Annotated in this window: 5 protein-coding genes, 2 tRNA genes and 2 rRNA genes; 6 read left to right on the top strand and 3 right to left on the bottom strand. The window is 46.8% G+C overall.

The window, feature by feature from the left end; all coding sequences use genetic code 11:
• The 5 genes from L4D76_RS22390 to L4D76_RS22370 all read left to right on the top strand — a co-directional run.
• Positions 1-213 (top strand): 23S ribosomal RNA (locus L4D76_RS22390); the annotation flags it as partial.
• 175 nt (positions 214-388) lie between these two features.
• Positions 389-504: ribosomal RNA gene (gene rrf, locus L4D76_RS22385) — 5S ribosomal RNA — on the top strand.
• Positions 505-603: 99 nt separating this feature from the next.
• Positions 604-680 (top strand) — tRNA-Asp (locus L4D76_RS22380).
• 38 nt (positions 681-718) lie between these two features.
• Positions 719-795: transfer RNA gene (locus L4D76_RS22375), tRNA-Trp, on the top strand.
• Between the two features lie 883 nt (positions 796-1678).
• A complete protein-coding gene (locus L4D76_RS22370) occupies positions 1679-2521 on the top strand; it encodes an endonuclease/exonuclease/phosphatase family protein (protein WP_428443085.1) in 843 nt (280 codons plus the stop codon).
• Here the strand turns inward: L4D76_RS22370 and L4D76_RS22365 are convergent.
• The 3 genes from L4D76_RS22365 to gloB form a co-directional block, all read right to left on the bottom strand.
• The gene (locus tag L4D76_RS22365) at positions 2511-3200 is read right to left on the bottom strand and encodes a Yip1 family protein (protein ID WP_428443084.1); all 690 of its coding nucleotides are present in this window, start codon (positions 3198-3200) and stop codon (positions 2511-2513) included. The genes L4D76_RS22370 and L4D76_RS22365 overlap by 11 nt on opposite strands.
• Positions 3197-4765, bottom strand: a complete 1569-nt coding sequence (locus L4D76_RS22360) for a LysM peptidoglycan-binding domain-containing protein (RefSeq protein ID WP_428443083.1) — start codon at positions 4763-4765, stop codon at positions 3197-3199. The genes L4D76_RS22365 and L4D76_RS22360 overlap by 4 nt, the downstream gene beginning before the upstream one ends.
• 70 nt (positions 4766-4835) lie before the next feature.
• Positions 4836-5594, bottom strand: coding sequence for a hydroxyacylglutathione hydrolase (gloB, locus tag L4D76_RS22355; RefSeq protein WP_428443082.1), 759 nt, complete (start codon positions 5592-5594; stop codon positions 4836-4838).
• A gap of 41 nt (positions 5595-5635) precedes the next feature.
• On the opposite strand from gloB, the gene L4D76_RS22350 reads away from it, so the two are divergent.
• A complete protein-coding gene (locus L4D76_RS22350) occupies positions 5636-6379 on the top strand; it encodes a methyltransferase domain-containing protein (protein ID WP_428443081.1) in 744 nt (247 codons plus the stop codon).
• Positions 6380-6382: the final 3 nt, after the last annotated feature.

Here is a 6382-nt window from a genome sequence, read left to right as displayed (position 1 = left end):
GGGTTGTTACGCCAGTAGCATTGCCCGGTAGCTAAGTTCGGAATCGATAACCGCTGAAAGCATCTAAGCGGGAAGCGAGCCCTGAGATGAGTCATCCCTGATACTTTAAGTATCCTAAAGGGTTGTTGAAGACTACGACGTAGATAGGCAGGGTGTGTAAGTGCTGCGAGGCATTGAGCTAACCTGTACTAATTGCCCGTGAGGCTTAACCATACAACACCCAAGGGGTTTTGTACTGAAATCGTTCCAGACGATTATCAGTATATCCTACATCCTTGTAGGTCACGGACTCCATAAGCACTTGAATGGTGTTTGAGAACGATTTGAAAAACTAGTTAACTTTCCAAGATTGCTATTTTCGGCTATTGCCGGGAATAAACAGAATTTGTCTGGCGACCATAGCGCTGTGGCCCCACCTGATCCCATGCCGAACTCAGAAGTGAAACGCAGTAGCGCCGATGGTAGTGTGGGGTCTCCCCATGTGAGAGTAGGTCATCGCCAGGCGCCAAATTTAGACTTTCATGTTGAACTGTGAAAGTTGCATGCGGTGTTATCGCTCCTAGCCATCCATGGCTTTGCGATATTAGAACATCCATGTTCGTCGGAGTGGTAGTTCAGTTGGTTAGAATACCGGCCTGTCACGCCGGGGGTCGCGGGTTCGAGTCCCGTCCACTCCGCCACTTATTTAGAGTCGTATCGCTCTTTAAACTCATACGATAGGGGTGTAGCTCCAATTGGCAGAGCAGCGGATTCCAAATCCGCGTGTTGGGAGTTCGAATCTCTCCACCCCTGCCACTTTAGAAAGCCTCAGCAGAAATGCAGGGGCTTTTTTCGTTGTATCGCTTCAATTGGCAGAGCAGCGGATTCCCCTAATACCAAAACAGCGCGTGTGGGAGTTCGAATCTCTCCACCCCTGCCACTTTAGAAAGCCTCAGCAGAAATGCTGGGGCTTTTTTCGTTGTGTATTCCAATTGGCAGAGCAGCGGATCCCCCTCATACCAAAACAGCGCGTGTCGGGCGTTAGAATCTCTCCCCCCCTGCCACTTTAGAAAGCCTCAGCAGACATGCTGGGGCTTTTTTCGTTGTGTATTCCAATTGGCAGAGCAGCGGATCCCCCTCATACCAAAACAGCGCGTGTGGGAGTTCGAATCTCTCCCCCCCTGCCACTTTAGAAAGCCTCAGCAGAAATGCTGGGGCTTTTTTCGTTGTGTATTCCAATTGGCAGAGCAGCGGATCCCCCTCATACCAAAACAGCGCGTGTCGGGAGTTCGAATCTCTCCACCCCTGCCACTTTAGAAAGCCTTAGCAGAAATGCTGAGGCTTTTTTCGTTGTGTAGCTCCAATTGGCAGAGCAGCGGATCCCCCTAATACCAAAACAGCGCGTGTTGGAAGTTCGAATCTCTCCACCCCTGCCACTTTAGAAAGCCTCAGCAGAAATGCTGGGGCTTTTTTCGTTGTGTGATTCCAATAGGCAGAGCAGCGGATCCCCCTCATACCAAAAACAGCGCGTGTTGGGCGTTCGAATCTCTCCCCCCCTGCCACTTTAGAAAGCCTCAGCAGACATGCTGAGGCTTTTTTCGTTTATTCCTTTCCCAACATATCCTGCCCTTCTATCACGACAGTGGTATGATTTCAGATATCAGTGTGTTTATACTTATAACTGTCGGAAATAATCGAAATGAAGCGTGGGCTTAAGGTTTTTGTTGGTGTTTGCATCCTTGTAACAAGCATTGGATTAGGGTTTATTTCCTGGTCATTTGATGTTGCCAAGGCCCCGGAAGTAACGGCAGAGATCGCGAAACCCAATTATTCCTATCATTGTATTGATGGTGCCTCCGACCAGCCTTTAGATCAAGATGGTGTGTTGACTGTTTCTGTTTGGAATATCTATAAACAGCAACGAGAAAATTGGCTCCAGGCGATGGAATTGTTTACGGCTGATAGTGAACTGGTCTTATTGCAAGAAGCGAGTTTAAATACGTCATTAAAGAACTATTTAGATACATCACAGTGGCAAGTGGCAATGGTAAATGCCTTTAAATTCTTAAATACGTCTGCCGGTGTTATGAATCTGTCGTCTGTCGAAGCCATTGAAACGTGTGCTTATCTTGCTATGGAGCCCTGGCTGAGGTTACCTAAATCAGCCCTGCTAGCGCGCTTTTCTCTTTCTAATGGCCAGACACTGGCTGTCGTTAACTTGCACGGTGTGAATTTCACGTTAGGACTGGAAGAGTATAAGGCACAAATGGACCGGCTGGCTGAGGTACTCAGTAAACATCAAGGGCCAGTGATCTTAGCGGGTGATTTTAATAGCTGGAGGCAAGAGCGGATAGATGTCGTCAGAGATTTTGCTGAAGGTTTGCGGCTGAAAGCCGTAGTGCTGAGTATAGATCAGCGGATTACGGTACTGGGCAAGCCGCTTGATCATCTGTATTACAGAGGTTTGAGGTTAATGGAAGCAGAGGCACCCAAAACGGAAGCCTCTGATCATAACCCGATTATTGCGACATTCAGGCTGTAATAATCATTACCGGCCAGACAATTAAAGTGAGTATCCAGGGCAGGATGGCAACGATAATCGCCTTAGCACGGTCAAAGTCAGTCCAGGCCCCTACTGCCGCATAGGTCAGGGCTATATACCAAGGTGCCAATAGCGGTACCGTGGTGGCAAACGGTGACCATGGGTGGTTGAGTGGCAGTTTTAATAATCCGTTCAAACTATTCAGATCGGCGGCATTAGGCAAAATGTCACTTGGGTTAAACATGATATTAGTATAACTCGCAATATCACCGATGATTGCAGGCAGCATAATAAAGCATGATGCTGCAAGCCATTTACCGAAGCCGTGTTGATAGCTGTTTCCTTTGGTTGCTAGATTTAACCAAAGGGCTAGAACAAAAATACAAGCTGTTCGGCCTAAAATGTCACTGAATACTTCACCCGCGAGTAAAACTTCTTTAGTTAGCCAGGCTTCCTGAACGTCTTGTTCAACATTAGATAATTGAACAGTCAGTTCCTGCTGCAGCCATGCCATATTGACGTGATCAAAGTATGTTCCCCAAAGGATAAAAGAGCCTAAGAGAATGACTAAATAAGGAAGAATCGCCCACTTAGGGCGTTCGTGTACTGCAGCAAAGCAGTCAATGGGTGATCGGAACAGATCCCATAAAGCGATTAATGGGTTTTTTGACGGTGTCATACACTTACCTTGGTTACATCAATGTACAATTTCAGCTTTTGTCCAGGTTTTAAATACTTGCTGGAACTGATTTTATTCCATTTTACAACATCAGAAACTTTTACTTTATAACGCTGAGCAATTTTACTGAGGTTATCACCCTGGCGAATTTCATAATATACCGTGCGAATTACGCCGCCATTACTATTGGTTTTCCAGATATTCAGTTTCTGACCGATACGAAGAGATTGGTTTTTAGAGATGCCATTCCACTTTGTTAGCTGGTCGATAGTCACTTTCTGACTGCGAGCGATGGTCCATAGGCTGTCGCCTGACTTGACCTGATAAACGGTTCGGTAGCCACTGCCGTGGCTCTTCTGGGTGCGAACTTGCTGTGCCTTTCCTGCTGATGGGAATCCGTCACCGTCTTTCATCGCGACCGGGATCAGGATGTGCTTACCAGCCCGAATACTGGTTCCGGTTATTTTGTTGGCACGCTGGATTTGCTTCACTGTCGTTTTATGTTTGGTCGCCAGTACGCTTAAACTATCACCGGGTTTCACCTGATAACGGACCACATTCATTCCCTGATGGCCATTTTTAGCCAGCTGAGTATTGAAGGCATCCACTTTGTTGGTCGGCAGGAGTAAATGGCTCGGACCATCCGGTGCGGTAGCCCACTGGTTATAGGCCGGATTCAGGCTTTGCAGTTCCGATAGCTTCAAATTGGCATATTGTGCTGCCATAGCCAAATCCATCTGGATACCGGGTTCAACAAGTTTGACTGCCGGTTTATTGGTAATGGCCGGGATCTCTATACCGTATGTTTTATGATTTCTGATGACATCAGCTACGGCATACAGTTTGGGTACATAACCGCTGGTTTCTTTCGGTAAGTCCAGTGACCAGAAATCGGTAGGTTTACCCGCCGCTTTATTTTTCCGAATGGCTCTGAATACCCGCCCTTCGCCGGTATTATACGCGGCTAACGCATGCTGCCAGTTTCCGTCGAATTTACGATTCAGGTATTCCAATAAATCCAGCGCGGCGCGAGTTGACTCCACCACATCACGGCGACCGTCATACCACCAGTTTTGCTCAAGACCAAAGCTGCGGCCTGTTGGTGGCGTAATTTGCCATAAACCAGCAGCTCGGCCATGCGAGTAGGCAAATTGATCAAAAGAGCTTTCAACAATAGGCAGTAAAGCGAGCTCTAGAGGCAGTCCACGCTTTTCAATTTCTTCAGTGATGTAATAAAGAAAGGGTTCGGCACGCTTAGAGACAGTTTTCAGATGCGCAGGATACTTCAAGTACCAGTTACGATAATACTGAACCTGCTTGTTGTTTGGGATCTCAGTCGTGATTTGCATACTGATCCGCTGCCAAACATCATCTTGTTCCTGAGGCGTCGGTATTTTTTCTTCTTTTACAATAGGCTTAGCAGCAACTATCTGAACAGGTTTTTCTGTTACCTGGGTTTGAGTTGGCTTTTCATTTTTATTGGTACTTGCTTGCTCTTCTACTGTATTCGTTATTTGGCAACCAGCCAGTAATAGCGCACTCGCTAATAAAATTCGTGACTTCATGACACCTGCCTATAGCCAAAATGGTTGATGATAATACTTGTCCAACCACCTTGGTTACAAGTGACCTGGGTCAAAATTTGTCCTTCCATCTTCTCAGTGCGGCAAATGTCTCCAGATCACTATCGTCAAATGCTTTATCTGCAACGGATTTTTTGATACTTGGCTGATCGCAGCGCAAAAACGGATTGACCAATTTTTCTTGCCCCAGCGTTGATGGAATGGTGCTAATACCTTGTGCTCGCGAGCGACTGACCTCTTCTCTGTAACGCTGCAGGTGAGGGTTGTCTTGTTCTGCAACTAACGCGAAAGATAAGTTACTGGTCGTATACTCGTGGGCACAGTAAACTTCGGTTTCATCCGGTAGCGAGGCAATTTTCTGCAGTGAGCTGAACATCTGAGCCGGAGTGCCTTCAAAAAGGCGTCCACAACCTGCTGAAAAGAGAGTATCGCCACAGAAGAGTTTACCATCGCCTACGTAAGCAATATGTCCTAACGTGTGGCCCGGAACGCCAAGGACCATAAAACGCTCGCCAAATAACTCGACCTGATCGCCATCTTCAACCGATTGGGAAATACCGGGGACAGGCTCAGCTGCCGGGCCGACAATATTGATTTGCGGATAGCGGCGTTTTAGTTCGCTAATACCACCAATATGATCATGATGATGGTGAGTGATTAATATTGCCTCAAGGGTGAGTTGTTGCTCTTCTAATGCCTTGATAACCGGAGTTGCATCACCAGGATCGACAACGACACAATGATTATCCGGACTGTGAATCAGCCAGATGTAATTGTCATTAAATGCGGGTATGCTTTGAACAGTTAGCATGTATTTCGTCTCCAGCCTTTGAAGGTGTTGAGCAATAACGTATGAAGCCAGCACGCACATTAAAACATATTGAAGCGCCTAACACCTGGTCACAAATAACAAATGGTGAATGGGCGGCTGAATTACTTCAGGCACAGCTCGATGAATGGTGTCCGAAGCTGTTTGGCTATCATATGTTGAAACTGGGTGGTTTAAGCTGTGAGTTAGCGAGCGGCCATTGTAACATCCAGCATCAGATATGTATTGATAAGTACAATCCTCTGCATAACTTGATTGCCGAGCCTTTTGAGCTGCCTTTTATCGAAAAATCATTTGATGCTTGTCTCATTGCTCATCAACTTGATTATTGTCCCGATCCCCACCGTTTACTACGTGAAGTAGACCGAGTGACGGTTGATGACGGCTATATGCTGATCAGTGGTTTTAACCCGGTAAGCCTTCTTGGCCTAAAGGGATTGTTGCCATGGAACCGTAAAAAGTATCCCTGGTCCGGACGGATGTTTATGCCGATGCGGATAAAAGACTGGCTAGGGGTGTTGAATTATGAAGTGGTTTATCAGGATGACTTTGCGGTTTTGCCGGCAACGAAACACCGGGCATGTGCGGCCTGGGCCGAAAATATGGTTGCGGATCCACTTTCAGTTGTTGGGAGTATGTATTTTATTGTCGCCCGCAAGCGTACGTTTCCGTTAAAGCCAATTAAACCCAGCTGGAAATTACGCCGTCAGTTAGCGCCGATGGGGGTTAATTGCCATACCAAGGCCAGTCAAAAAGTGAAAAGTTAGCCA

The sequence above is a fragment of the Photobacterium sagamiensis genome, assembly GCF_050337085.1.
Taxonomy (GTDB): Bacteria; Pseudomonadota; Gammaproteobacteria; order Enterobacterales; family Vibrionaceae; genus Photobacterium; species Photobacterium sagamiensis.
Note: the sequence above shows the minus strand (reverse complement) of the source record. Positions and strands in the feature narration are given on the sequence as shown.

Bases quoted from the DNA above. Each gene is read 5' to 3' on its own strand.
- L4D76_RS22370 (WP_428443085.1), top strand. From the start codon at position 1,679: ATGAAGCGTGGGCTTAAGGTTTTTGTTGGTGTTTGCATCCTTGTAACA.
- L4D76_RS22350 (WP_428443081.1), top strand. From the start codon at position 5,636: ATGAAGCCAGCACGCACATTAAAACATATTGAAGCGCCTAACACCTGG.
- L4D76_RS22360 (WP_428443083.1), bottom strand. From the start codon at position 4,765: ATGAAGTCACGAATTTTATTAGCGAGTGCGCTATTACTGGCTGGTTGC.
- gloB (WP_428443082.1), bottom strand. From the start codon at position 5,594: ATGCTAACTGTTCAAAGCATACCCGCATTTAATGACAATTACATCTGG.
- L4D76_RS22365 (WP_428443084.1), bottom strand. From the start codon at position 3,200: ATGACACCGTCAAAAAACCCATTAATCGCTTTATGGGATCTGTTCCGA.